Below are 26,020 nucleotides of genomic sequence, written 5' to 3'. Positions count from 1 at the left end.
TCCTAAAATATACTTAAATAGTCAACTCTGAACCTCCCACGACTAAAGTTGCGAGTGTTCTTGCACTATTTAATAAAATTAATATAAATTGCCATTTTGAATTTATGAAAACTTTAATAGCGTTAAAAATTCCTTATTCCCCTTTGCTCCCCGTATTGGCGAATCCTCCACGCCAATTAGTTCATATCCACATTCTTTTGAAAAAGAAATTATTTTTTTTATGGCTTCATCGTGATATTCTTCATTTTCCACAACGCCATTTCTTCCAATTTTTTCCCTTCCAACTTCAAATTGCGGTTTTACTAACATCACAATTTTCCCAGTTTTCGCAAGAAACTTTTTAAAATAAGGAATAACTTTTGTCAAAGAAATAAAAGAAACATCGATTACTATGAAATCTACCTTTTCATTATTGATGTCTTCTTCCTTGAGATCCTTTATGTGCATTTCCTCCAATGAAAGAACTCTTTCATCATTTCTCAATTTCCAGTCAAGCTGATTTTTTCCAACATCAACACTATACACACATTTTGCGCCATTTTGCAAGGCACAATCTGTAAACCCTCCAGTAGATGCTCCAATATCAAGCACTGATTTATCTTTAAAATCCAAATCCCAAGTCTTTATAGCCTTCTCCAATTTCAAGCCACCACGACTGACATATTTTAACTTATCCTTAATACGAATATTTAATTCATCATTGTCCTTAAGCATCGTTCCTGCCTTTGTTACAACCTGCTCATTCACAATGACATTACCTGCCATTATTTCCCTTTTTGCCTTTTCTCGTGTCTCAAAAAGCTCCCGTTCCACCAGAATTAAATCCAATCTTTTTTTCATTATTTTCTCTTTCTAAATCTTAAAATAAAATCTGAACAAATCTAAATTTTCCAAAAAAATCATAATTTTAAAGTTAGCCTTTAAGTAGTGATACTATATCATAAAACATATCTCTTATTTTTCTATTTATTTTTGATTACTAAAATCATATTTATCATTTTATCTCAATTTTTTTTAAATAAAAAATAATATTTGCATTATTTTTCAACTATATTTCAGATCCATTTATCTTTTATAAATTTATTCATTTTACCATATTTTAAATTATTTTTCAAATTTTCACCCTTTTTTGACAGAGTAAAAATTTTAGAGGTAATCAAAATTATATTTTAGATTATTCAAATAAAAAAAGAGATTATACTAATTTTCTAGAATAATCTCCACATTAACTATGGTAAAAAATTGTTTATCTAATAAATATAGAACAAAAAATATAGAAAAATTTTTTTAACTAAGCTCACAAATTATAACTATTCTGTTCAATTCTTTATTTTTCTTAATTTATATTCGTTCAATTTTAAAAAATAGTAAATATAAAAATTACATCATATTTACAGGATCCACATCAATTGTTACCCTAACTTTCTTTTCCGTTTCCCGAAATTTACCAACACATTTTTTTATGATTTTTTTTATTTTTAAAATTTTTCCCCTTTCAAATTTAAAAAATATCTGATATCTATACTTTCCATTTATCTTGTAAATTGGCGATTTAAAAGCATCTGATATAAAATCATTTGAAGTCAATTCCATAACTGTATTTACATTTCTAATAATTTCTTCCCGCAAAATTTGAGCTTTTTCCTTTACTAAATTTTCTTCTGCCGCTGAAATTACTAATATCACTATTCTTCCAAAAGGTGGATAATTCAGCATTTTTCTCATAATCATCTCATTTTTGTAATATCCTTCATAGTCACTTTCAATTGTTTTTTTTATTACGTCATTTTCTTCATTAAAAGTCTGAATAATCACTTCTCCATCCTTTTCTCCACGCCCTGCACGCCCAGAAGCCTGTGTCAGCAGCTGAAATGTCTTTTCTGAGGCCCTGAAATCTGGAAAATTCAAGATTATATCAGCATTAATTACTCCAACTAATGTTACATTTGAAAAGTGCAGGCCTTTTGCAATAATCTGTGTTCCAAGCATTATATCGTATTTGTGATTTTTAAAGTCATTATAGACTTTTTCATAATTTTGCTTAGTTTTTATACTCTCCGAATCCACTCTCACAATTCTAGCTGATGGAAATAATCCTGCCAGCTCTTCCTCGATTTTTTCCGTTCCAGCCCCAATTTGCCTCATCTTATGTCCGCCACATTCATCACACGTATTGTTAAACCGTTTTTCATAACCGCAATAATGGCATTTTAGCCGATTGTCATATTTATAGTAATTCAGGGAAATACTGCAATTTGGACAAGTTGGGATATTTCCGCAGTCTTTACATTTTAATAAATTTGAAAATGCTTTTCTATTTAAAATTAGTATAACCTGCTCATTTTTTTGCAAAGTCTGTGAAATTTTATCCAATAGTTTTTCAGAAAAATTTTCCGCAGTTTCATTCAAGTCGACAATTTCAAATTTTGGCAATTTTGCATTTTTATACCTTTTCGTAAGCTCGACTAATTCAATATCTCCTTGCTGTGCCTGATAATACGTTTCAAATGAAGGAGTTGCCGAACCTAAAATCACTTTTATTTTTTTATTTTTTGTAATTTCTTCCTTTTCTAAACCTGCATTTTCTCTTACTTCCCCATTTTGCCCTAATTCTCTATTTTTTTCTGGATCATCATCTTTTTTTAAGTTTTCATTTTTCAAAAATGCCCTTTTTATTGCCACATTTTTTACATGATAACGTGGATTATTCTCCTGCTTATAAGTATTTTCGTGCTCCTCATCCACAATGATATACTTCAAATTCTGAACTGGAGCAAAAATCGCCGATCTTGCCCCAATTACTATCTTCTTTTCCCCATTCCGTATAAATGTCCACTCTTCCCGCTTTTCCTTATCCGTAAGTTTACTGTGGAGAATAGCCACTTCATTGCAAAATTCCTCTTCCAGCCTCTGTATCATCTGAACTGTAAGGGAAATTTCCGGAACTAGAAAAATACTTCCAAACCCTTGCTTCAAGGCTTCCTTTATCAGGTTAATGTAAATTTCAGTTTTCCCTGAACCAGTTATTCCCTTTAGCAGAAAAATCTGATTTTCACTATTTTTTATTGTATCCACAGCCTTCTGCTGCTCATCATTTAAAATAATTTCCTTTTCTATAATTTCACTTTTTTTCTTTTCCACTTTTAAAATTTTAGAATTTAAAATTACTTTCTTTTCAACAGAAATAACCTTTTCACTTATCGCCTTTTCCACAATTTCACCAGAAAAATTCTTCTTCAAAGTCGCAACTGTAACTTCCTTCCGCTTTTTCATATATTCGTTAAATTTTTTTACTTCTTCTAGATTATTTTCTGAATTATATTCTCCAATTAAACATTCATTTTCTAAAAAATCCCTTTGATAAATAGCCTTTTTAGAATAATTTAACTTCAATGCCCCTGGATAAACTGCTTTTATAACATTGTAATAGTCACTTATATAATAACTTCTAATCCATTTTATAAGTTGCATAATATCATTTGGAATGGATAAAACAGGAGCTCCAGCCTTAATTCTTTTTATTTTAGAAACATCAAACTGAATTTTGCTTTCTTCAGTTATTGCTATCACAAGTCCCATTTTATCCCTATTTATAAAATTAACAATGCACCATTGCCCAATTTCATATTTTTCTTCAGATTTATACGTGTATATTCCCCTGTTATTTTCCACATAAATTTCATAATAATACATTTTTATCCCTCAAAAACCTCCCATATAATTATTCTAGCATTATTTGTATCTTAGACTTTTTATCCAATTTAGTCCCTTTTTCAGGAAATTGTGAAACAACTATTCCACTTCCGGTAACTTCATAATCTGAAAATTTTCCTTGTGGATAAATAGATAAAAATTCCCTTAAACTTATTCCTGACAAATCTGGCATAATATTTTTGTTAAAATCTTGCTTTATTTTTCCTAGATCCTTCTTCTTTTCCTTTTGAACAGATTCAGTATTTTTTATATCTATAGTCTTAATTTTTCCATCTGGCTGTATTCTTTTATACTCTATTAATTTTTGTAGTACATTTCTTGCAGATGGCAAGGCAACTTGCGCTCCATAATATTTTTCACCTTTAGGTTCACTGATAGTTATCAATATAGCATATTTAGGCTTATCTGCCGGGAAAAATGCAAAAAATGAACCAACATGACTATTTTTATATCCGTCCTTTCCAGCTTTCTGAGCAGTTCCTGTTTTTCCACCAACACGGTAGCCGGGTATATATGCTCCTCCTCCAGTTCCACGATTTACACTTGCTTCCATATACTTTCTATTTAATCTTGAAGCTTCATCACTAAATACTTTTTTTATCATATCGGGCTTATTCTGTTTTACTGTATTCCCATTGCTGTCTTCTATCCTGTCTACCAGATAAGGCTTCATTAACTTACCATTGTTAATGACTGTATTTAATGCCATTATCATTTGAATCTGTGTTACCGCAATCCCCTGTCCAAAAGATATATTAGCCCTTCTGACTTCATCTTTCAAAGTTTTAAACTCACGAAGTTTCTGCATTGATTCAAAATACGTATCTATGCCTGTTTTTCCGCCGAATCCAACATCTGCTAAATAATGGTAAAAAGTATTTTTATTAATCTCATTCTGTATTTTTACCATCGCTACATTTCCAGAATGTGCGACTATATCTGCTAAACCTAAAGTCCCAATTGTTGAACTGTCATGATCTCTTACTATTGTATCATATACTTTTATTGAACCTGATGAATATATTTTTGTATTTTTATTAATTGCTTTTGTTTCCAATCCTATTGCAACTGTTATAGGCTTAAATATTGAACCAGGTTCAAAATAATCTGTAATTGGTCTATTTTTTATTTCAGCCTTTTCTTCTGCCTTTGGATACGATGACATTGCGAGTATTTTTCCAGTTTCTACCTCTATTAAAATTCCCATTGTGGAAGAAGCATTATACTTCACATAAGCGGCTTCCAGTTCATTATTAAGAGCATCTTGTAAAAAACTGTCAATTGTAAGTACAAGATTATCTCCTTCTTCTTCTTTTCTGTCTTCGGATTTCTTTATATTCCCAAGTTTCATAATCCCCTGCAAAGCCTTAGGTATTTTTCTAAGTCCAGTTGTAATACCTGTTTTCCCTGAAAGTTCCTTGTCATAATATTTCTCAATTCCATAAACCCCCTTATTTTCATTGCTCACATATCCAATAATTTCCTGAAAAATATTATCTTGAATATAATTTCTTGTAAATAAAGTTTCAAATGTTACCCCTTTAAACTTCCTTTTATATCCTTCCTTTTTTTTCACCTTATCCTTTGCAGATTTAATATCAGTTTCAACTTCCGCTTCAATGGCTATTTTTGTGTTATAGGGAATTATATGTTCAATTTTCAAATATTTTTTCTGAAGTTGCTTATCTTGTAAATATTCGCTTTTATATTTTTCAACTTCCAGTTCAGGAATATATTTTTTTAACATTCCCAGCACTTCATCAATATTTTTCTCCTCAATCAAGCTAGGATCCAGATTAACAATAAACTCTTCATTGTCATAAGCCAATACTTGTCCATCACTTGTCGCTATTCTCCCTCTTTTAGCCTTTATAAAACTTAAGGAAGTATACTGCTTTTCACCTTGTTTCCGATATTTTTCTCCACCTTTAGTCTGAAGCTGGTACACTCTTCCAATTATTACTGCAAATCCTATTGTTGTAAATAATACTAAAAGTCCAAATCTTCCTCTGAATGTATTTAAATATTTTAACAATACTCCAAAAAATTTCTCAACTTTTTGTTCTTTTCTATTTTTTTCCATATTTGACTTTGCTCTGTCAATAATATTATTTTTTTTCTTGCCCTCTTTCATTTTTCTCCTAATTTAACCCAATATTAACCTTCTAATCTAGCTAAAATCATTTCATTAATCATTTGAGGATTAGCCTTACCTTTAGACAATCTCATTGCTTGTCCAACAAGATATTTCAACGCATTACTCTTACCATTTTTGTAATCTTCCACCGATTGTGCATTTTCAGCCAACACTTGATCAACAATTTTCTCAATCGCACTGTCATCAGTAATTTGAACCAATCCTTTTTCTTTCACGATAATTTCAGGATCTTTATCTTCTGTCAATAAAATTTCAAATACATCTTTCGCTATTTTCGAGCTAATTGTTTTTGCTTGAATCAATTTAATTAATTTTCCTAAATTTTTTGGCGTTACATTAAATTCTGAAATCGAAATATTTTTTTCCTTCAATACTCTCAAAACTTCTGTCAACACCCAGTTTGCCGCAAGTCTTGGCTCTTTTGTATCATTTACAATTTCTTCGTAATATTCAGCTAATTCTTGTTCTGAAGAAAGTGTTGCAGCTTCCATTTCATGCAATTTATACTCATTTACAAATCTTCTCGCTTTTTCATCAGCAAATTCTGGCATTTCACCTTTTACTTTTTCCAATCTTTCATCAGAAATTACAAGTGTAGGCAAATCTGGCTCAGGGAAATATCTATAATCCATAGCTTCCTCTTTGCTTCTCATTGGCTTGGTTACAGCGTTTTCCTCATCCCAAAGTCTAGTTTCCTGAACAACTCTTCCACCATTTTCAATCACTTCAATTTGTCTATTTGTTTCATATTCAATGGCTCTCATAACCGCTTTAAACGAGTTTAAGTTTTTAGTTTCCGTTCTAGTCCCCAATTCTCTTTCACCTTTTTTTCTAACAGAAACATTCGCATCACATCTAAGCGATCCCAATTCCATACTTACATCACTAACTTTAGTATATTTCAATCTATCCTTCAATGTATTCAAGTACGCATAAGCCTCTTCAGCATTTTTAATTTCTGGCTTAGAAATAATCTCGATTAACGGTACAGACGCTCTGTTGTAATTCAACAATGTTTCAGAAGTCGTGTGAATACTTTTCGCCGTATCTTCCTCAATCTGAATTCTCTCAATCCCAACAACTGCTTCTTTTCCAGAATTTGTCGTAATTTTCAAAGTCCCATTTTCCGCATAAGGTTTAAAATATTGCGTAATTTGATAATTTTTTGGCGAATCTGGATAAAAATAATTTTTTCTATCAAATTGACTTTCCTCATTTATTTCACATCCCAAAGCAAGTGCCGCTTTTATCGCATAATCAAGCACTTTTTCATTCAATTTTGGCAATGCTCCTGGTTGACCAGTACATACTGGACACGCCGATGTATTTGGATGTTTGTTATCATAATCGGCATCACACGAACACCATACTTTTGTATTTGTTTTTAATTGACAATGCACTTCCAGTCCGATGACTGTTTCATATTCCATACTCATTTTCTAATATTTTTCCTTTCTTCTTCAAAATTTTTATTTTTTAAAATCTTTTCGTTATTCACTAAATAATTTTAGATGATTTTTATTTTTTAAATTATTATCTTTATATTTTTCTAAATAAAGTTTTTCAAATTCCTCAATTTCTAGATTATGATTTTTTAAAAACCAATTTTTATGATTCTCTATATACTCTTTTCTAAGTTTTTCATCATTTAAATCATTTGGAATCCTTTTCATTCTCTCATCTATGCTATCAAATCCCAAAAAAGGCTCACTTAATCTCTTTTTGGACATTTCTATATATTCTCGATTAATTTCTATTCCAATTCCTTTTCTGCTTAACTGCTGACAAACTCTCATCGCTGTCCCGCTTCCTAAAAAAGGATCTAATACCGTATCATCTTCATTGGATGAAGCAAGTATCATCCTTTCAAATAATGCCTCTGGCTTCTGTGTAGGATGCTTTTTCCTGTTTTTATTACTGTAATGAACATGCGAAACTTCCCATACATTTCCTGGATTTGCACCTCTTATATTATTTACAGAACGATAATATTTTTGCGGTATTCTTATATCATCTAAATTAAATTTAAATTTTTTCTTATCTTTTGTAAACATCAAAATATCATCATGTCTAGGAGAAAAACCTCTTGTTTTACCTATTCCTTGTGTATAAAACCAAGTTATCCACGAATTAAAATACAAATTAAATTCTTTTTCTAACATAACATAAATGTAAGATATATATTTCATTCCCATAAAAATATACAATGTTCCATCATCTTTTAAAATTCTTACAGCCTCATTTATCCAAAGCCGTGAAAATTCAAGATACTCATCAAACTCCAAATTATCCTTTGTAAATCCATAATCCTTATTTAAATTATATGGAGGATCAGTTACAATTAAATCCACACTCTTATCAGAAAGCTCCTTTAATTTTTCCAAAGCATCTCCCAATATTAATGTTATTCCTTTATCCATTTATTTTTCACCGCTTCCCTATAAAAATCTTCTATAGTCCTGCGACTGCTATTTAAATACTTTTTATCTAACAATTGACACATTTCCCAAGCAGTTCTATATTCATATTCAACATAATGTATATCTTTTATTTGAATTTGCCCAGTTCCCAAACTTGGATTATAAGCAATATCTTTTTCACTGACATATTTTAAATCGTAGATATTAAATTCTGTCAATTCCATTATCCCATTAATTATAGATGTAATAGGATTTTTCTCATTATAAACTTTATGCTTTATAGATAAAATTATAAATATAAAATCAGGATTTTGGATATATGCTGTCCTTATTCGTGAAAAAGAAGTTATATTTGGCGATTTTCCGCTATTTTTTATATTATTTGAAGTAGCTTTTACATCAATATTTCCTGTTATTACATTTTTATTTTTCCTAAATTGTAATATTATATCCGACATTCCCAGTCTTTCCTGAGCTTCTACATTTATAAGTCTATATTTATTTTCAGATTCATCTCTTATTTCTAAAAATGTCTCAAAAGCCCAAGCCTCAATTAATGGAGCAGCCAATTTATTTATATTTTCCAATGGAAGTCCCATTTTCAAATTGGTTTTTATTATTATTTTATTATTTCCACTTTCTCTTTTTTCTTCAAAAATCTGCTTTACCGAAGAAATAACAAACTCTGATTCCAATTTATAATTTTTAGATTCAACCGGCTTTTTCAAATCCAAATCCGTATATTTCATTTAAACCCCCTCAAAAAAACTTTTAAAACTCTGGATATTCAATTTCCCCACGAACACCTTCAAATTTATGAGAAATATTAAACAATAAATCTTCTCTAAAATAATTTCCAATTAACTGAATTCCAACTGGCAATCCATCAACAAATCCCGCAGGTACTGAAATTGCAGGAAGTCCAGCCATGTTTACTGAAACTGTGTAAATGTCTGCTAAATACATTTGCACTGGATCTGTGTTTTTTTCTCCTTTTTTGAATGCTGTTGTTGGAGAAACTGGTGTTAATAAAACATCTACTTCTTTTAATGCTTTTGAAAAATCATCTCTAATAAGTCTTCTAACTTGCGAAGCCTTTTTGTAATAAGCGTCGTAGAATCCAGAACTTAACACATAGTTTCCAATCATAATTCTTCTTTTTACTTCGTCTCCAAAACCTTTTGTTCTTGATTCAACATACATTTTTTCCACATCTTCGTTGCTTTCTCTCACACCGTATCTTACTCCGTCGTATCTTGACAAGTTTGAAGCAGCTTCAGCCGATGAAATTATGTAATAAGTAGAAATCGCATATTTTGAATATGGAAGTGATACTTCTTTAATTTCAGCACCTAATTCCTTCAATTTTTCCACCGAATCCATTATCACTTTTTTAATATTTTCATCTAATCCTTCTGCAAAATATTCTTTTGGAATCCCAATTTTCAAGCCTTTCAAGTCATTATTCAAACTTTCCAAATAGTTAGGAACTTCCACATTTACACTTGTCGCATCTTTTTCATCATAACCTGCAATTATTTGTAAAAGTCTAGCCAAATCCTCAGTCGATTTTGCCAAAGCTCCAATTTGATCAAGCGAAGATCCAAACGCCATAAGTCCGTATCTTGAAACTCTTCCATAAGTTGGCTTAATCCCAACAGTTCCAGTCAAACAAGCAGGTTGTCTAATACTTCCACCAGTATCTGAACCAAGTGCAATCGGTGCTTGTCCCGCTGCAACCATCGCTGCCGAACCTCCACTGCTTCCACCAGGAACTCTTGTCAAATCCCAAGGATTAGAAACTGATTTTATTGATGAATTCTCATTTGAAGACCCCATCGCAAACTCATCCATATTAGCTTTCCCAATTATTGGTGTCCCAGCTTTTTTCAATTTTTCCACAACTGTCGCATCATAAACTCCCACATAATTTTTAAGAATTTTCGATGCAGCCGTAGTCAAATCTCCTTTTGATACAATATTGTCCTTCAAAGCCACAGGCACTCCAAACAACAACTCGTTATCATAATTTTTTCTAGCTTCTTCATTATTTTCAGAATCATATTTTTTTGCCTCATCTAAAGCCTTTTCAGGAAACACATTAGAAAATGCTCCTATTTTTTCTTCAGTTTTCTCAATTCTATCCAAAAAAGATTTTGTCACTTCTTCAGAAGTAATCTCTTTATTTTTTATCATTTCAGCTATTTCACTAGCCGTTTTTTTGTATAAACTCATTTTTCCACCTTTCTAAATTTTTTCTAAAATGTATCTAAAAATCTCAATTTTTCAAAAAATTTTTTCTCTTCCAATTTTCAAACTTCTATTCTCCAAAAATTCTACCAATCAGACATTTTTCAATACATCCTAATTATCCGCATTTTCTCCCACAACTTTTGGAACAATTATAAATTCCTCATCGCTATTTGGTGCATTTTTCAAGATTTCTTTCTTAATTCCACTATCCTTAACAACATCTTTTCTCAATACATCCTTCAAATCAAGCACATTAAAAAGTGGCTCAACCTCACTCGTATCCACACTATTCAACTCTTCCATATGGTCAAAAATTTTATTCAAATCCACTCTAAATTTTTCAATTTCATTTTCTGAAAATTCTAGCTTTGAAAGTGCTGCTATTTTCAGTACATCTTCTTTGCTTAACATTCGCTATTTTCCTCCTTTAAAAAACATTTTTAGCCCAATTGGGTAACTCATCAGATTGTTTTATTATTTTTTTATTTATAATTTTTAAAATCATTTTATACTCTTTTGTATTATCATAAACTGTAACATTGTCAAATTTATTTAAAACTTTCGATAAATTTTCCAAAGATTCATTATATCTTTTTTCGACAATTTTATTAGGAATATCATGTCCGCCTCTTAAAACTCTATTTTTTATTCTTTCTTTTACAATATCTACGTTATTTATTCCTATATAAAACAAATGAAGTTTATAATCTTTGCTTTTTAATTTATCAATTAATTTTAATATTGTTTTTCCAGTTAATGTAGTTTCCTCGTTAAAAGAAAATCCTTTTTCAATATATTCATTTCTCAATTTTATTGCTATTTTTGCTGATTTTATTTGATCAGATTCATTTTTCCAATTTCCAATTTTTTTAACTATTTCATCAGTATTTATTCTAAAAGTTCCTTTAATATCCTCAGTCATTATACTAAATAAAGTAGATTTTCCTGCTCCATTTACTCCTGCAAACAAATAAAAATTTCTATCTTCCATAATTAATATATCCCTTTTTCAATCGCTTCTTTCTGTTTACTCCGTATAACCAAATCCTGCAATTCAATATAAAAATCAATATCTTTCTTATCTTCTGTTCTCTCTAACAATGTATTAAAATCTTTATAACTTATCGTTTCTATCAATTTTTTCAAGTCCATATTTTCAATATCTTGATTCGGAAATAATTCTTTTAATTTCATAGTTTCTCACTTCCCTCAAAATTCTCCACAATTTTTCCCTTCACAAACAAAAATTCTTTCAACGATTTCTCCTCAAATTCCCCATACTTCTTTCTCAGTTCACAAACCGCATTTCTAAGAATTTCCCCTTTTCTCACTCTTTTCGACATTCCAAAAAAAACTCTCTCTAAAAAATCCAAATCTTTGTATCTTGCCAAAACTTTTTCTCTCTTCAACCAGTCAAAAAAACTTTTAAAATCACTTGGAAAAAATTCATCATACTCTTCAATATTTTTAATTATTTTTCTTTCAACTTTTTCCACATTCTCAAAATCAGGATTTTCACAAAAAATATTCTCAAAATTTTTACATAAAAAATGGTCAACATACATATCCGACACAATTCCTTTAAAAATCCCAAATTTTTCTCGCAAAAGTCCATTCAAAAAATTTTCTTCTCTATCAGAAATTTTATCAATCAATCTATGCAAGATTATCCCGCTTTTCAGATTTTCTTGTAATTCGATTTTCTCAACTTTTCCTTTATAAAAATCTCCGGTAAAATTGCCGTAAAGCGTATTTCCATTTATTTTTTTATCAATTTCAAGCGATATAACCGAATGAGCTAAATAATTCATTTTGACTCCTGTTTTTTCAAATAGTTCAAAATCTCATCAAAATTCTCAAATTCAAAAAAATCAATCTCATTTTCTTGACAAAACTTAATCGCTCGAGTCCCTTTTCTAACAAAAGAAAAATCTGCCACTTCAATCGCCCTGTAGTCTGAAGGTCCGTCGCCAACGAAATAAACCGTATAACCTTCATCTTTATATTTCTGAACAGCCTCTTTTTTGTCAACACCGTAATATTGCTCTTTATCTAAATACGGAAATGAAACAGTAATCTTATTCCCATTAAATTTAATATCATTTGATATAATCTCATTTTCATCCAAGTCAATTCCGTAGTTTCTAAGAACACCTGATATATTTAATTTTGTCCCAGCACTTACAATTTTAAATTCAATGCCACTTTTTACAAAATCTGTAAACGTTTCGTCAATTCCAACTAATTTCAATGTTTCTAGAAATTCCTCTTTCGTAATATTCAAGCTCTCAATCCCAGTCTGCAAGTATTCCTTCATCGTAATTTCGCCACTTCGATATTTTCTCCTAATATCCTCCTTTAATTCTGGCTGATACACCGAAAGTAGCGTATCTGTCGAATCTTTTTTACTAATTGTAATATCAAAATCTATTAAAAATATTAATTTTTTGCTCACATTTTCTCCTTTAGTTATCAAAATACTATTATTTCTCAATTTTTAATGACTTTATTTTTATAAACTTTTCAAATATTTAATTTCATCTTCATTCAAAGCACGGTATTCTCCCACTTGCAAATGTCCAAGCGTAAGTTCTCCCACTTTAATTCTTTTCAGCGAATTAACATTATATCCCAATGTTTCAAGCATTTTTCTAATCTGTCGGTTTCTTCCTTCAAAGATTGCAATTCTAAGTTCTTTTTTATCAATTTTTTTAACTTTAGCAGGGGCTGTTCTTCTTCCATCAATTACAACTCCATATTGCAATGCTTCGATGTCTTTATCATCAATTTCACGGCTAACTTTGGCAATATAGCTCTTGTATAATTTTTTTCTTGGATGCATTACGTGATTGTAGACATCGCCATCGTTACTGATTATAATCAGACCTTCTGTCATGAAGTCCAGCCTTCCATAAGTAAAAAGTCTGGCACGTGATTTTATAAAGTCAATCGCAAGTTTACGCCCAAATTTATCTTCATTTGAACAAATAACCCTTTTTGGCTTATTTAAAATATAGTATTCGTATCTTGTGTTAAGTTTTACTTTTTCCCCATCAATTCTAACAACATCTTCGGGCTTTATATCCATTCCGATAATCGCTTCTTGCTTATTTACTGTAACCCTTCCTTCGTTTATCAGTTCATCAGCCTTCCTACGAGAACAAAATCCCGTTTCGGCTATAAATTTATTTAATCTCATTTTTTACCTCTTTATTTTTAATTTTTTAAACATTTTCATTATCTGAACTTTCAGTTTTCATTTTTTCATCTTCCCTATAAAGCAGATCAATTTTTTGAAACTGCTCACTTCCTGGCAGTTCTTCCCTTCCGTGAATATTCAGGTAACTGTAGAAATCCTCCGTCACTTCATATAAATTTGGAGTTCCAATAGATTTTTTCTTCCCAGAAATATAAATTAATTTTCTTTCCAAAAGATTAGCCATTGTCTTATCAGCCCCAGCACCTCGGATCTGTTCGATTTCAGCTTTAGTTACAGGCCCTTTATATGCAATAATTGCCAATGTTTCCATCGCTGAACGTGATAATTTCTTTAATTTCATTTCTGGATTAAAAAATCTTTTTACATCAAAGCCAAAAAGCGGGTTTGACACTAAAAAAACTCCTCCATTTTCAATTTTTAAATTTATTCCAGTATTTTTTCTCTTTTCCCTTAAACTATGCAGCACTTCTTCCATCTCAAAGTTTTCCATCGCATAAAACTGTGCAAGCTCCTGGACTGTCACCATTTCCTTTGCCAAAAAAATAATCGCTTCCACTTTCTCTTCGATTTCACTAATTTCGAGTTTTCTTTGAACACCAATTATACGGCCTTGCTTCTCTTCTCTTTTATTTTCTTTTTTTTCAAATTTTTCCATATTCTACCATTTTTATTTTTTATTTTTTCTATAACAATACTTTTATCTAATACTAAAAAATTTTGTTCCTACTACTATTTTCATTAATAGGGGAATTCTCCTATTTCGTTTCCTTCAGAAAATTCCCCTAATTTCTAATTATTCAAATTAATATTCGTGTGTTGGTGAAATAATAATATTTTTGTATCTCTTGAAATCTGTCAATACTTCTGCAATTCCTGTTACTACAGCATGGATCGCATCATCTCCAACAGTTACCTTAAGCAATAATTCCCTTTCGATTCTTTCTTTTAAGATTTTTATGCCTGCTCCACCACCAGATAAGTAAATTCCTGTTTCATAAATATCTGCTGCCACTTCAGGCTCAATTTCTTCTATTGTAAGTCTTACTTCATCAATAATGGCGTCAATATGTCTTGTAATCGCTCCATTTATGGCAGAAGTCTTAACTTTCATGCTCTTTGGCAATCCAACTCCCAATTCACGTCCTCTTATTTCGTATTCCAATTCAGGATCATCTTGACTTATTGTATTTACTTTTAATTCTTCGGCTGTTCTTTCACCAATTAATAAATTGTATTCATCTTTTACAAATTCCATAATATCTTCATTTAAGTGATCCCCAGCAATTTTAACTGACTTAGATAATGCTGCTCCACCTGATACAATAAATGCAATTTCAGTAGTTCCTCCACCTATATCAACAATTAAATGTCCTTTTGGCTCAAATAAATCAATTCCAACACCAATTGCAGCCGCTATTGGTTCTTCAATTAGATAAACTTCTTTTGCTCCAGCATCTTTTACAACTTCAATTACTGCTCTTCTTTCCACTTGTGTAACTCCGCTCGGAACACAAATAATTACTCTTGAACTTTGGAATTTATCCTTCTTTATTCTATGTAAAAATTCTTCAAGCATTCTTTCAGTAACTTCATAATTTGAAATTACTCCATTTTTTAATGGACGGATAATTTCAGTATGCTTAGCTGTTCTTCCAATAATTTCCTTTGCCTTTTCTCCAATGTGTTCCAACTCTTCAGTTTTTTTATTGATAGCCACATAAGTTGGCTCATCCACTTGAATTCCTTCACCCTTTACATACATGACAGTATTTGCTGTTCCTAAATCAATAGCTATATCACGTGTAGTCTTTGGCGCTATATTTGTCTTAAACAAGTCAAAAAATTTCATCTATTCTATCTCCTTCATTTTTTTATTTTTTTAAAAAACATTTATTAAATTATTATAGCTTTAAAGTATTTTACCATTTTTTTTGAATATACTCAAGCAACTTTAAGGGGTAATTTGCTATAATATTAATTAATATTGCAAAATACATATTTTTTTAATCATTTTCATCAATATTATCAGTTATTATCTGATCATCATAACTTATAATTCCATGATCCTTTAATTGATCATAAATTCTCGAAGCTCTATTAAATCCAACTTTCAGCTTACGTTGAAGCAGCGAAATTGAAACTTTATTTTCCTGTCTTATAATATTTACTGCATTTTCAAAATAAGGATCAGTATCATCTTCAATTTCTTCTTCAGGTTCCTTCAAAATTTCATTTTTATATTTTACCTTTTTAGCAGATTTCAACGTATCGGTCAAGTTCTTAACCTCTTCATCAGAAATATATGCCCCTTGTATTCTTTCCATTTTTGAAGATCCATTGGCAAGCAGCAGCATATCCCCCTGTCCTAAAAGTTTTTCTGCCCCAGCCGAATCAAGTATTGTTCTCGAATCAATCTGTGATCTTAATGCAAAGGAAATTCTGCTTGGCAAGTTAGCCTTTATCATTCCCGTTATAACATCAGTAGATGGCCGCTGTGTCGCAACAACTAGATGTATTCCAACTGCCCTTGCCTTTTGCGCAATTCTTGCAATTGATTCTTCCACGCTTCCAGAAGCAACCATCATAAGATCCGCCAGCTCATCAATTATTATAACGATATAAGGCATTTTTTCCACAAAGCTCAACGAATTGTAGCTTTTTATATTTCTTACTCCATTTTCCATAAGTTTCTTATATCTGTTTTCCATTTCATTAACTGCCCATTTTAAAGCTATTGCAGCCTGCTCTGGATCTATAATTACTGGCACTAAAAGATGTGGAATATCGTTATATGGCATAAGTTCCACCATTTTAGGATCAACCATTATAAATTTTACTTCCTTGTCGGATTTTTTTGAAATCAATGTTGAAATTAAAGTGTTCACACAAACCGACTTCCCAGAACCTGTTTGCCCTGCAATAAGCAAATGCGGCATTTTAGCAATATCTATAAACTTATCTCGCCCAACAATATCTTTTCCTAATATTACCTTTAATTCCCCGCTGTCAAGTTCCTTATTTTTTATAATATTTGAAAAATGCACAGGCTCCTTTATTTTATTCGGAGTTTCAATTCCAATTGTATTTTTTCCAGGAATTGGAGCTTCTATACGAATACTTTCTGCCGCAAGATTCATTGCAATGTCATCTGAAAGTCCTGTTACCTTGCTTACTTTTACACCCTTTGGAATTATAATTTCATATCTCGTAATAGTTGGTCCATATTCATAATTTACAACTTTCGCATCAACTCCAAATTCCTTTAGCACGTTTTCCAGATGATTCACATTTTCTCTTATACTTTTTTCAATTTCCTGTTTTTTCTCAAGATCCATCGGTTTTGATTTAAAAATTTCCGCAATGGATTTTTTCACAATATCGTCATATCCTTGATTGCTGTCAAACATCGCATTAACTTTTCTCAATTCCTCTTCAAGCTCTTTTCCTTTTGAGTTGCTGCTTTCAAAAGCATCAAGCTTTGGAAACTGCTGAAAATTTGGATCCGCATTTACAGAATTTATTTCTTCTCTTTTTAAAGGTGTTACAATTTCCAGTTTTGTTTCCTTTTTGCTGTCTTCATCTCTTTTGCTTTCATTCTTATTATTTTCATTTACGCTTTCGATCTCAATTTCCCTCTCGCTTCCAGCTTCCTTTTCTTCTGCAACATTTTGCTTTTCAGCATTTGAAATGTTTTCACCACTATTTTCAGTTTTTTCTACAATTTCTGCTTTTCTATTTTCTAGCGGTTTTACAACTGTGTCCAGTACATCTTCTTTTTTTCTTTTTTCCTTTAATTTTTCTCTTCTTACGCTTTCATCCTTTTCAAAATTTCCCTTTTCCTTCTCTTCAAAAATTTCAATCCATTCCTTTTCCTTTTCTGCAAGCTCTTCCTTAGAATAAACTTCTGTTTTCTGCAAAAAATTTTCCTTAGGCTTTTTCGCAATTTCAAAACTTAATTTTTCATTTCTGGATTGTATTATTTTTGCCTTTAACATTTCCTTCTGATAACGTTTATAATCTGTTTTTTTCAAATTTTCAGCATATTTTTTTGCCGCCAGCTTTCTTTTTTTCTCCTTATACTCATCGCTTTTGTAATATTTTATTATTTCCCTCAAAACTTCATATCCAAGTTCAATAAGATCTCTAATTAACCATACCACAAAAAACAATGACAATATTAAAAGAATAAAAAACATCCATTGAAAATGCAGCACCTTGAAAAACGGCATTGACAGCAATGCTCCTAAAATTCCTCCGCTTTCACGGTTAAACCCTATTTCCAAAAGTTGTCTGCCCGCTTCAGTAAAGTTTCCCGACAAGGGTTTTCCATGAACAACAGAACTTCTTATCAAAATCATTCCCCAGCTTAAAAACAGTCCCGCTAATGCCGCAGCCTTTCCTTGTGTCAAATTAATCCCAATTTTTTCATAGAAAAACAGAATTATTCCATACAGCATAGACATTATTGCAATAAACCACGTCATTTTTCCAAAAAATAGCGTAATTCCACTTAATATAAGCGAAAATATATTTTCACCAATATTATCACTGAGCATTTTTGATTTATTTGCCAACAGCAATACCAATATAATTCCAGCAACAAACCAGATTATACCTTCAACTTTTCTTCTACTCATCTTAATTATCCTTTCTAAAAATTCTATCTAAATTTAATAAATTCCAAATCTAAAATTCCTAATCAATTTTACCATATAACAAACCTATTCTCAAAGCTATCTAAAAATTATATAAAATAAATAAAACTCAAAATTTAGATTGGAATAGAATAGTCATCGGTTTTAAAGTGACTTTTCTACATTATACTATATTTTTTCAATTTTGTCATTTTCTATTTCCTTAAAAAATAAACTTAGAATACAAAAACAAAATTTAGTAAAAAAAATATAATTTTTTTTCATTTAGGCACTTGTTAATTGAAATAAATGTGGTAAAATTAATATAGAGTAGAAAAATTTATTGATTTAATAAATTAAATTTTAAATCAATAACTATCCTGCTTAAATCCATTTTTGATCAAAAAAACTTTATCAAATTGGATAAAAAATAATAAATTAAATTTTTTAAATAAACTTTAGGAGGAATATCATGGGATACAAAGAAAAATACGAATATTGGTTAAATTCGCCTGCTATTGACGAAAAAGACAGAGAAGAATTGAAAAGCATTGCAGGGAATGAAAAAGAAATAGAAGATAGATTTTTCAAAGATTTGAGTTTTGGAACTGGTGGAATTAGAGGAGTTCGTGGAATTGGAACTAATAGAATGAATAAATATGTAATTAGAAAAGTAACTCAAGGACTTGCAAACTATATGTTGAGTTTTGATGAAAAAGCGGCAAAAGAAAAAGGAATCATAATTGCTCATGACTGTAGAATAGGTTCGAGAGAATATGCATTAAATACTGCAAGAGTAATGGCTGCAAACGGAATTAAAGCATATATTTATGAAAGTTTACGTTCAACTCCTGAGTTGTCATTTGGTGTAAGATATAAAGGATGTATGTCAGGAATCGTTGTTACAGCTTCTCATAATCCTGCAGAATATAACGGATATAAAGTTTATTGGGATGATGGAGCACAAGTTGTTGACCCACATGCACCAGCAATTGTTGATGAAGTAAATAAAATTTCTACATTGGAAGAAATAAAAGTTATTTCTGAAGAAGAAGGAAGAGAAAAAGGATTAATTATTCAACTTGATCATAAAATTGATGATGACTATATAGCAGCGATTAAAAAACAAACTATACATACAGATATTCCAGGAAAAGAAGATTTCAAGATTGTTTATACTCCGCTTCATGGAACTGGTGGAAGACCAATGAAGAGAATTTTATCTGATTTTGGATACAATTTTGAAGTTGTAAAAGAACAAATTGAACCAGATGGAAACTTCCCAACAGTAGTTTACGCAAACCCAGAAGAAGTGGCAGCATTTAAATTGGGAACAAAATTAGGAAATGAAATTGGAGCACAATTAATTTTGGCAAATGACCCAGATGCTGATAGAATCGGTATTGCAATAAGAGATGACAAAAATGAATGGTATTATCCAAATGGAAACCAAGTAGGATTATTGTTATTGCAATATTTATTGAATTACAAAAAAGATATTCCAGCTGATGCACAAGTTATTACAACAGTTGTTTCTACACCAATGATTGATGTTGTTGCACCTGCTAAAAATGTTGGAGTTATGAAAACATTGACTGGATTCAAATATATTGGACAAAAAATTAGACAATTTGAAAATAAAGAATTAAAAGGATCATATTTATTTGGATTTGAAGAAAGTTACGGATATTTGATTGGAACTCATGCAAGAGATAAAGATGCATTGGTAACTTCAATGGTTATTTCTGAAATGGCAACTTATTACCATTCAAAAGGAACTTCTATTTACAAAGAATTGCAAAAATTATATGAAAAATTCGGATATTATTTAGAAGGAATTAAATCAGTAACATTGAAAGGTAAAGACGGAATTGAACAAATGGCAGCATTGATGTCTAACTTGAGAGAAAATGTTAAAGATGAATTGCTTGGTAAGAAAATTAAAATTAAAAGAGATTTCTTCTCACACAAAGAACATAATTTGGAAACTGGTGAAGAAAAAGAAATTAATTTACCAAAAGAAAATGTATTACAATTTGTGCTTGAAGATAATACATTTATTACAGCAAGACCATCTGGAACTGAACCAAAAATTAAATTCTATTTCAGCGTAAATGCAGATTCTAACGAAAATGTTAAAGCTAAACTTGATAAAACAATGGAAGAATTTTCTAAATTTATTGGATTATAATTTTTTGAAGTAAATATTTTGAGAAATTTGATAGACTTAGAGAAAATAAAAATTTTATACAAAGTTTATAAAATTGAATAAGAATTGAAGTAAATAAATAGATGAAAACAGGGAAATTTCTTGTAGCGAGAATGATTTTCCTGTTTTTTTATTTGTAATGGAAAATATTTTTGAAAAATGTACCATAAGTTACACGTTTTAGAAATAAAAACATGATAGAATAAAAGAAAATTTTATAGTCAAATATTTTTTAAACAAAATTAAGTTATGATAGTTTTAAAATTGAATTTAGAAGAAACGAAATATGAGGTGATATGTTTTATGGAAAAAGCAAATATGAAGGATCATTTGAATATAAATTTTGATTTGATTGAGAAAATGACGAAAATTAAGAAAAATTATATAGAAGGAAATGTTGATGTAGAGACTACGAGAAAATTGATAAGGGAGACTTTTAAAGATAAAAAGATAACTCCTGCTGAGTTTGCCTATTCTGAGCAGAAAATAAAAGATTTAGGATTTGATGATGCGACTGTCCATGATAAGATGAATGATGTGCTTGATTTGTTTGATGAAATTATTGAAAGAGAGGACTCTTCGTTGCCTGAGGGACATCCGATAAAAACTTATTTGAAGGAAAATGAAGCGGCTAGAAAGTTGATTGCTGAAATGAAGGAAGAATTGAATAAGAAATTTATAAAAAATAGATGGCTGGAGTTTTACGATAAACTTTATACATTTAATTTGACACATTTGGCTAGAAAACAGCATCAATTATTTTCAATATTAGAAAGAAAAGGATTTGACAGACCGTCTAGAATAATGTGGACTTTTGATAATGCGGTTAGGGATAATATAAGTGAGGCTAGAAAACTGTTAATGGAAGATAAAATGGAAGAATTTTATGCGAAACAGGAAATTGCTTGGGAATTGACGTTGGATATAATGCATAAGGAAGAAGAAATCTTATTTCCAACTTCACTTAAAATGATTACTGAGGAAGAATTTAGGAATATGAGAAGTGGAGATGATGAGATAGGATATTTCTTGATTGATAAGCCTAAAGGATTTTTGCCTGAGAAAAAAGAAGAAAAAGCTGAGGAAAATGAAAATTTGAATGAAAATATGTCTCAAACAGGTAATTTTATGAATGATTTAGCTGGGCTTCTTTCAAAATATAATATGAATACAGGTGGAGGAAAGTCTGATGTGTTAGATGTTAAGCAAGGAAAACTTACTTTGGAGCAAATAAATTTGATTTTTCAACATATGCCAGTAGATTTGTCTTTTGTAGATGAGAATGAGATTGTTAAGTTTTACACTGATACAAAACATAGAATTTTTCCTAGAAGTGCAGGAGTTATAGGAAGAGATGTTAAAAACTGTCATCCGAGAGAAAGTGTCGCTTCGGTTTTGGAAATAATTGATGCATTTAGAAATAATGAGCAAGATGAAGTTGACTTTTGGCTTGAAATGAATGGGAAATTTATTTATATTTATTATGTTGCTGTGAGAGATGAAAATGGTACATTTAAAGGGGTTCTTGAGATGATGCAAGATGTTACGAGAATAAGAAGTCTTGAAGGGAAGAGAACGCTTGTAACTTGGGAAAAACCTAAAAAATCTGAAATTACTCAAGAGAATGAAAAAGATTTTGAAGAAAACAAAAATCCTTATGGACTAACAGAAAATACAGTAATAGGAGAAATAATAGATAAATATCCCTACATAAGAGAATTTATGCCAACATTATCGCCTACATACAAGAAACTGCTTGATCCAATTCAATATATGATAATGTCTAAAGTTGCGACACTTGATATGATTTCAATGCGTGGTGGGTTTCCTTTAGACGAATTGATAGAAAAAATTTCTGATGAAATTAGAAGAAATGAAGCTGAAAAATAATTATTATAGATAAATTGCTAAGTAATAGTAAAAGATTTTTGTTTTTAGAATAGAAATCAGAATATTTAGATAAATTTTTAGAATAAATTTTAAAAAAGTTGTGGAACTTGCTAAAAAAGTTGTAAGGATAACAGGAATTTTATTATTTGTACAATTTAATTTGGCAGTTCCATTTTTTATTTTTAAAATTGGTAGAATAAAAAAATATTTGACTAACATAAATTTTTGATATAAAATATTATTGTTATCAAAATAATTTATAGAAAGGGAAAACGGATGTTGTTACATTATTTTATCGCAGGTGGAATATTTATGTGGGGAATACTGCTGGCTTCTATTTGTGGAGTTGCAGTAATTTTAGAAAAATTATGGATTTTTTCTACGAAAGAGAGGGAATTTACAAAAGAGTATAGGAAACAGCTGTTTAAAGCCTTGAAAACAGAAAGTAGGGAAAAGATTATCGAAATTGTAAAACCAAAAAGAGATTCGGTTTCTAGAATTGTTACAAAAACGATGGAAAATATAGATTTGGATTTGGATAAGATTGAGGAATCAGAGAGGGAGTATCTTGAAGAAATAATAAGGGAAGCTGTTTTGGCACAAACAGGGAAATTGGAAAAGGGAATGTGGCTTTTAGGAGCAGTTGTAAATACGGCACCTCAGTTGGGACTTCTTGGAACAGTAACAGGAATGATAACATCGTTTTCGGCGTTGTCTGCGAGTGCTGAAAGTTCAAAAATAGTTGCGGCTGGAATATCTGAGGCACTGTATACTACTGCATTTGGTCTAATTGTCGCGATACCTTCTTTAATCTTTTATAATTACTTTAATAGAAGAATAGATGCAATAGCGTTAGAAATGGAGAGAGCAGCTTTGCATATTATGGGAAGAGTGAAAAAATAGAATTATAAAGTATTGAAAGGAATAAAAAATGAAATTTTCTAATAGAAGAAGTAGACAGAATGCAGAAATATCAATGCTTAATCTTATTGATGTCATATTTATGTTATTAATATTTTTTATGATTGCTACAACATTTAATAAGTATTCACAATTTCAACTTTCTGTTCCAAAATCGGATGCTAAATTTGATAAGAAGGAAGAAACGAAGGCGGAAATAATAGTAAATAGAAATAAGAAATATTTTTTAAAGGTGGGTAATGATACTAAAGAAATTCCGGAGGAGAAGATTCATAGTGAAATTTTGAAATTACCTAAAGAAATGCTTGAAAATGTGACATTGACGGCGGATGAGCATCTTGAATATGGATATATTGTAGAAGTAATGTCGAAATTGCGTAATGAAAATGTAAAAAATGTTAGTCTTAATATACAAAAAAATAATAAATAATAAAATGAAGAAAGGAGAGCGTGGCAGAAAAATGCTGATGTCATGCGAGAATAGGATTTATGTTAAAAAAAATTACAATTTTAAGTTTAATTTTAGCTAGTTTATCATTATATGCAGAGGGAAAATATGAAGGGAAACTTGAAAAAACAGTTGTGACGGCAACAGGATTTAGTGATAATGTTGATAATCAGATAAAAAATGTAACTATTATTACGTCAGAAGATATTAAAGAAAAAGGATACAATACGGTAGAAGATATATTGAAACAGGCGCCAGGAGTCAATATAACACAAACTGGATTTGGTTCAGCGGTAGATATTAGAGGGCAAGGGAGATTTGGATTGGGGACAAGTGCGAATATTTCTAAAGCAGTTTCTTCGGTGAAAATTCTTATTGATGGGGATGTTGCGATGGATACAATTGACACTTCTCATGCGTATATCCCTTTAAATACGATATCTGTTAATGATGTAGAAAGAGTGGAAATAATAAATGGTGGAGGAACAGTTCTGTATGGAAGTGGAACTCGAGGTGGAGTTGTAAATATCATTACAAAAGATAGAACAAAAGAAGGAGCTTCTGGTAAAGTATATTATCAAAATAGTTCTTATGGGACAAATAAATTAGGATTTGATGCAGGAATCAATTACGGGAATAAAGTTATTATTGATTTAGGATATGAAAATGTTAATGGAAAAGGTTATAGAAGAGGTTCAAAAGAAGCAAATGAATATTTGAATGGGAGTTTGAAATATAATATAACAGATAATCATAGTTTGAAATTTAAGGCGTCGAGATATGATTCAGAAGAAACATTGGCGTCAGATTTGACAAAAGCACAACTTTTGAGTGATAGAAGACAGCCTGGAATTTTGAGTGATATTGATGTTGATAGAAAAGAGTATAGCTTGGGATACGAAGGAAAAGTTACTGATAATTTGAAATTGTCATTGACAGGATATAAACAGGATACAAATAAAACTATGTATGGAATGCCTAAAACGAAATTTGAAGATAATAAAAAAGGAATTAATTTTAAGGGAAATTATGGACTTGAAAATGGGAATATAATTTTTGGATATAACTACATTAATCATAAGGGAAGTAGAGAACAAACTATATTTGGAACACCAATTATGAATGTTGATTTAGCGAAAGAAACGAATTCATTTTATTTGTTAGGGCGTCATAAACTTGTTGGTAATTTAGAAGGGACAGCAGGGTATAGATTTGAAAGAGCAGAATATAAAACAAATAGAGAAGTTCCATCTACAAGAATGCCGATACCTGGGGGAAGAGGTTTTGTAACTATTCCAGCAAGAGAAATGCACGGTTCGAGAAAAGATAGTAATAGTGCTTATGAAGTGGGACTTAATTACAAATATTCTGATACAGGAAATGTTTATGCGAAATATGAAAGAGGATTTAGATCACCAGCTGCAACAGAATTTGTTGATTATGCACCAGGTGCTAGAAATTATACTTTAAATAATTTAAAAACAGAAAAATTTAATACGTATGAAGTAGGATTTAAAGATATGTTATGGAATTCATTTGTAAGTGCTACAGCATTTCATACACGAACAAATAACGAAATATACTTGAATATGGATCACGGAGTGTTAGGAGGACCAAGTACAGCAAGATGGACATTCCATAATTTAAAAGCTACCGAAAGAACAGGTGTAGAGCTATTTGCTGAACAATATTTAGGTAAATTGAGAGTAAATGAGTCGTTTACATACGTGAATGCTAAAATTAAAAAAGTGGGAGATGATGTACTAACTTCAACAACTTATAATTTTAAAGATGGGCAAAAAATACCAGGAGTTCCATCTACAAAAGTTACATTAGGACTTGATTATGAAATAGCAGATGGTTTGAGAACGACTGCTAACTTAAATTATTACTCAAGTTCAGTGGATACCTACAATGAAAAAATACCTTCATATTCTACAACAGATTTAGGATTGAAATATAAACATAAAAATGGATTTGGACTTAATGCAGGAGTAAAAAACGTATTTAATAAAAAATACAATGTTGCTCAAGGGAAAGATCCTCTTACAGAAAGTACAGTGTATTCACCAGCTGATGAACGAACTTATTACATCGGAGCAAGTTATGAATTTTAGAAAAGTGAGTTTGTTTCATAAATCTGTTTAAAGCGT

21 protein-coding genes are annotated in these 26,020 nt (G+C 30.5%); 5 read left to right on the top strand and 16 right to left on the bottom strand.

The annotated features are described in order from the left end of the window. Positions 1-102: 102 nt before the first annotated feature. The 16 genes from HW276_RS01640 to HW276_RS01565 form a co-directional block, all read right to left on the bottom strand. On the bottom strand, positions 103-840 hold the full coding sequence (locus HW276_RS01640) for a TlyA family RNA methyltransferase (protein ID WP_178937155.1): 738 nt from the start codon (positions 838-840) through the stop codon (positions 103-105). Between the two features lie 540 nt (positions 841-1,380). After that, positions 1,381-3,693 (bottom strand): primosomal protein N', encoded by a 2,313-nt coding sequence (priA, locus tag HW276_RS01635; protein ID WP_178937154.1) that lies wholly within the window; start codon positions 3,691-3,693, stop codon positions 1,381-1,383. 28 nt (positions 3,694-3,721) lie between these two features. After that, on the bottom strand, positions 3,722-5,848 hold the full coding sequence (locus HW276_RS01630) for a penicillin-binding transpeptidase domain-containing protein (RefSeq protein WP_178937153.1): 2,127 nt from the start codon (positions 5,846-5,848) through the stop codon (positions 3,722-3,724). Between the two features lie 23 nt (positions 5,849-5,871). Further along, positions 5,872-7,308 (bottom strand): Asp-tRNA(Asn)/Glu-tRNA(Gln) amidotransferase subunit GatB, encoded by a 1,437-nt coding sequence (gene gatB, locus HW276_RS01625; protein WP_178937152.1) that lies wholly within the window; start codon positions 7,306-7,308, stop codon positions 5,872-5,874. Between the two features lie 54 nt (positions 7,309-7,362). After that, entirely contained in the window at positions 7,363-8,292 is a 930-nt protein-coding gene (locus HW276_RS01620) for a site-specific DNA-methyltransferase (RefSeq protein WP_018498959.1), read from the bottom strand. Beyond that, entirely contained in the window at positions 8,277-9,041 is a 765-nt protein-coding gene (locus tag HW276_RS01615; protein WP_178937151.1) for a restriction endonuclease, read from the bottom strand. Before HW276_RS01615 ends, HW276_RS01620 begins: the two co-directional genes overlap by 16 nt. 22 nt (positions 9,042-9,063) lie before the next feature. Continuing rightward, positions 9,064-10,527 carry an Asp-tRNA(Asn)/Glu-tRNA(Gln) amidotransferase subunit GatA gene (gene gatA / locus HW276_RS01610; RefSeq protein WP_178937150.1) on the bottom strand — a complete coding sequence of 488 codons (1,464 nt, stop codon included), beginning with the start codon at positions 10,525-10,527 and terminating at the stop codon, positions 9,064-9,066. Positions 10,528-10,656: 129 nt separating this feature from the next. Continuing rightward, positions 10,657-10,956: an Asp-tRNA(Asn)/Glu-tRNA(Gln) amidotransferase subunit GatC gene (gene gatC / locus HW276_RS01605; protein WP_178937149.1), complete on the bottom strand. Its 300-nt coding sequence runs from the start codon at positions 10,954-10,956 to the stop codon at positions 10,657-10,659. 16 nt (positions 10,957-10,972) lie between these two features. Further along, positions 10,973-11,536, bottom strand: a complete 564-nt coding sequence (locus HW276_RS01600; protein WP_178937148.1) for a zeta toxin family protein — start codon at positions 11,534-11,536, stop codon at positions 10,973-10,975. A 2-nt stretch (positions 11,537-11,538) separates the two neighbouring features. Beyond that, entirely contained in the window at positions 11,539-11,739 is a 201-nt protein-coding gene (locus tag HW276_RS01595) for a hypothetical protein (protein ID WP_178937147.1), read from the bottom strand. Continuing rightward, positions 11,736-12,356 (bottom strand): ACP phosphodiesterase, encoded by a 621-nt coding sequence (locus HW276_RS01590; protein ID WP_178937146.1) that lies wholly within the window; start codon positions 12,354-12,356, stop codon positions 11,736-11,738. The genes HW276_RS01595 and HW276_RS01590 overlap by 4 nt, the downstream gene beginning before the upstream one ends. Beyond that, positions 12,353-13,000 carry an MtnX-like HAD-IB family phosphatase gene (locus tag HW276_RS01585; RefSeq protein WP_178937145.1) on the bottom strand — a complete coding sequence of 216 codons (648 nt, stop codon included), beginning with the start codon at positions 12,998-13,000 and terminating at the stop codon, positions 12,353-12,355. Before HW276_RS01585 ends, HW276_RS01590 begins: the two co-directional genes overlap by 4 nt. Positions 13,001-13,057: 57 nt before the next feature. Then, a complete protein-coding gene (locus tag HW276_RS01580) occupies positions 13,058-13,744 on the bottom strand; it encodes a pseudouridine synthase (RefSeq protein WP_178937144.1) in 687 nt (228 codons plus the stop codon). Positions 13,745-13,769: 25 nt separating this feature from the next. Then, a complete protein-coding gene (gene scpB, locus HW276_RS01575) occupies positions 13,770-14,420 on the bottom strand; it encodes an SMC-Scp complex subunit ScpB (RefSeq protein WP_147002846.1) in 651 nt (216 codons plus the stop codon). 147 nt (positions 14,421-14,567) lie between these two features. Next, complete coding sequence (locus HW276_RS01570) at positions 14,568-15,614, bottom strand: rod shape-determining protein (protein ID WP_178937143.1); 1,047 nt, start codon at positions 15,612-15,614, stop codon at positions 14,568-14,570. A gap of 154 nt (positions 15,615-15,768) precedes the next feature. Next, on the bottom strand, positions 15,769-18,402 hold the full coding sequence (locus tag HW276_RS01565) for a DNA translocase FtsK (protein ID WP_178937142.1): 2,634 nt from the start codon (positions 18,400-18,402) through the stop codon (positions 15,769-15,771). Positions 18,403-18,871: 469 nt separating this feature from the next. Here HW276_RS01565 and HW276_RS01560 point away from each other — a divergent pair, with 469 nt between their 5' ends. The 5 genes from HW276_RS01560 to HW276_RS01540 all read left to right on the top strand — a co-directional run bounded on the left by HW276_RS01560 (position 18,872) and on the right by HW276_RS01540 (position 25,984). Continuing rightward, positions 18,872-20,590, top strand: coding sequence for a phospho-sugar mutase (locus HW276_RS01560; protein WP_178937141.1), 1,719 nt, complete (start codon positions 18,872-18,874; stop codon positions 20,588-20,590). Between the two features lie 321 nt (positions 20,591-20,911). Next, complete coding sequence (locus HW276_RS01555) at positions 20,912-22,498, top strand: PAS domain-containing protein (RefSeq protein ID WP_178937140.1); 1,587 nt, start codon at positions 20,912-20,914, stop codon at positions 22,496-22,498. A 276-nt stretch (positions 22,499-22,774) separates the two neighbouring features. Beyond that, the gene (locus HW276_RS01550) at positions 22,775-23,401 is read left to right on the top strand and encodes a MotA/TolQ/ExbB proton channel family protein (RefSeq protein WP_178937139.1); all 627 of its coding nucleotides are present in this window, start codon (positions 22,775-22,777) and stop codon (positions 23,399-23,401) included. Between the two features lie 28 nt (positions 23,402-23,429). Beyond that, complete coding sequence (locus HW276_RS01545; protein WP_178937138.1) at positions 23,430-23,849, top strand: biopolymer transporter ExbD; 420 nt, start codon at positions 23,430-23,432, stop codon at positions 23,847-23,849. A 59-nt stretch (positions 23,850-23,908) separates the two neighbouring features. Beyond that, entirely contained in the window at positions 23,909-25,984 is a 2,076-nt protein-coding gene (locus HW276_RS01540) for a TonB-dependent receptor (RefSeq protein ID WP_218974987.1), read from the top strand. Positions 25,985-26,020 lie beyond the last annotated feature (36 nt).

Source organism: Leptotrichia sp. oral taxon 417 (assembly GCF_013394865.1).
In the GTDB taxonomy this organism is placed as follows: domain Bacteria; phylum Fusobacteriota; class Fusobacteriia; order Fusobacteriales; family Leptotrichiaceae; genus Leptotrichia; species Leptotrichia wadei_A.
Note: the sequence above shows the minus strand (reverse complement) of the source record. Positions and strands in the feature narration are given on the sequence as shown.